A 2,295-nucleotide genomic window follows, 5' to 3' on the forward strand; every position below is an offset into this window, starting at 1 on the left:
CGTCCACACCACATCCGGCGACCTCTCGCCCGGTACGGCCCTGTTGACCCTGTGCGCATGGGCGGTGGCATCCCTGACGACAGCGGCGTATCTGCTGAAGCGACACGACGTATGAGCGTTTCCCGTACGAGGATGAAGGCGTGACCGTGACCCCTCGGAGCACGCCGCAGGGCACCACCGACAGCGGCGATCAGGGCGCCCCGGACCAGGAAGACTGGTCCGCGGGCGCCCAGCCGCTGACGCGGTACGTCGAGCGCGGCATCCAGTGGGTGCGCGCCTTGGACCGGCGGCGCCCGGTGGTCTGGGACGTCCTGCTCACCGGGTTCTTCGTGCTCGTCGGGATGATCGACGTGATGGGCGGCGGCTGGCGGAACATCGCCCAGAACACGGACCTGCCGGCCTGGCTCCCGTACGCGATCATGCTGACCGTCACGCTGCCGCTCCTGTGGCGCCGCACCCATCCCCTTCTGGCGTACGGGGTGATGTTCCTGGCCGGGGTCGCCAACAACTGGACCGGAGCCGTCCTCCAGAGCCAGCTCAACACGCTCATCGTGGTCTTCAACATCGCGATGCGGCTGCGGCTGCGCACCCTGGCCTGGACGTACGGCCTGACCGTGGCGCCCGCCGTCATCGGCCACCTCCGCTACCCGCAGGGCAGTTGGGACCAGCCGGTCGGCTCAACGGTGATGAGCTACGCGGTCGTCGCGCTCCTCGGCATCGCGGTCCGCACCCGCCAGGACTACACGGCATCCCTCGTACAGCGGGCCAAGCAGCTCGAAGTCGAACGCGACCAGCAGGCACAGCTCGCCACCAACGCCGAACGCACGCGCATAGCCCGCGAGATGCACGACATCATCGGCCACAATCTCTCGGTCATCACGACCCTCGCGGACGGCGGTTCCTACGCCGCCGCCAAGTCCCCGGAACGCGCCGCCCAGGCCCTCACGGCCATCGGCACCACCAGCCGCCAGGCCCTCACGGAGCTGCGCCGGCTCCTGGACGTACTGCGCGAGGACGCCCCCGAGGCCGCGGCGCTCGCTCCCCAGCCCGCCCTGACCGACCTCGACCAACTCATCGACGGGGTGCGGGCCGCGGGCCTTCCCGTACGCAGCACGGTGCGCGGCCGCCCCGACTCCCTCCCGGCGGGCCGACAACTCGCGGTCTACCGCGTGGTCCAGGAAGCCCTCACGAACACCCTCAAGCACGGCGGCCCGGAGGCGACGGCGTACGTGGAGGTCGAGTACGGCGACGACGGGGTGCGGGTGGCGGTGACGGACACGGGTGTCGGGGGCACCCTCCGTGGATCGTCCGGGCGGGGCATCACGGGAATGCGCGAGCGAACGGCCCTCTACGACGGGACACTTGAGGCAGGCCCGCTGCGACAACCGCCGGGCGGCTGGCACGTAGAACTCCATCTCCCCAAGGAAGCCGCTCAGTGACGACCGTGCTCATCGTCGACGACCAGCCGATGCAACGCTTCGGCTTCCGCATGCTCCTGGAGAGCCAGGACGACATGAAGGTGGTGGGCGAGGCGGGCAACGGCAGCGAGGCCGTCCGCATGACGGCCGAACTCCACCCGGACGTCGCCCTGATGGACATCCGCATGCCGGGCCTGGACGGCATCGAGGCCACGCGCCGCATCGTCGCCGCCGGCGACCGCACCAAGGTACTGATCCTCACGACGTTCGACCTCGACGAATACGCGTACGCGGGACTGCGCGCGGGCGCATCGGGCTTCCTCATCAAGGACGCCCTGCCGGAGGAACTCCTCTCCGGTATCCGCGCGGTCGCCACGGGGGACGCGGTCGTGGCCCCGAGCCTGACCCGCCGGCTCCTCGACGCCTTCGCTGATCACTTGCCGACGCGGACCGGCGAAGACGCCGACCCGTCACGGGACCCGCGCCTGGCTTCGCTGACGGAACGGGAGCGCGAAATCCTGACGGTGATCGGGCAGGGCTGGACGAATGCGGAGATCGCGGGCCGGCTGCATCTCGCCGAATCGACGGTGAAGACTCACGTCGGACGCATTCTCGCGAAGACGGGCGCGAGAGACCGGGTCCAGGCGGTAATTCTGGCGTACGACACGAAATTGGTGAGCCCGGAGTAAGCCGGAGTAGGGCCGAGTGAACCGGAGTAAGTACGGGTCCAGAACGCAGAAAACCCCCGCACCATAAGGTGCGGGGGTTTCCCGTCAATGATAGTTCGGCGGCGTCCTACTCTCCCACAGGGTCCCCCCTGCAGTACCATCGGCGCTGTGAGGCTTAGCTTCCGGGTTCGGAATGTAACCGGGCGTTT

Annotated in this window: 2 protein-coding genes and 1 rRNA gene; 2 read left to right on the forward strand and 1 reads right to left on the reverse strand. The window is 69.1% G+C overall.

All coding sequences use genetic code 11. The features are described 5' to 3' along the window. The first annotated feature begins 140 nt into the window (after positions 1–140). Together ACQKIP_RS45395 and ACQKIP_RS45400 are read left to right on the forward strand one after the other, a co-directional pair. Complete coding sequence (locus ACQKIP_RS45395) at positions 141–1,439, forward strand: sensor histidine kinase (RefSeq protein ID WP_427745675.1); 1,299 nt, start codon at positions 141–143, stop codon at positions 1,437–1,439. Then, positions 1,436–2,107, forward strand: coding sequence for a response regulator transcription factor (locus tag ACQKIP_RS45400; RefSeq protein ID WP_365860185.1), 672 nt, complete (start codon positions 1,436–1,438; stop codon positions 2,105–2,107). The genes ACQKIP_RS45395 and ACQKIP_RS45400 overlap by 4 nt, the downstream gene beginning before the upstream one ends. A 93-nt stretch (positions 2,108–2,200) precedes the next feature. On the opposite strand, the gene rrf is transcribed toward ACQKIP_RS45400, so the two are convergent. Then, positions 2,201–2,295: ribosomal RNA gene (rrf, locus tag ACQKIP_RS45405) — 5S ribosomal RNA — on the reverse strand; the annotation flags it as partial.

The sequence above is a fragment of the Streptomyces sp. NPDC059900 genome (assembly GCF_050270335.1).
In the GTDB taxonomy this organism is placed as follows: domain Bacteria; phylum Actinomycetota; class Actinomycetes; order Streptomycetales; family Streptomycetaceae; genus Streptomyces.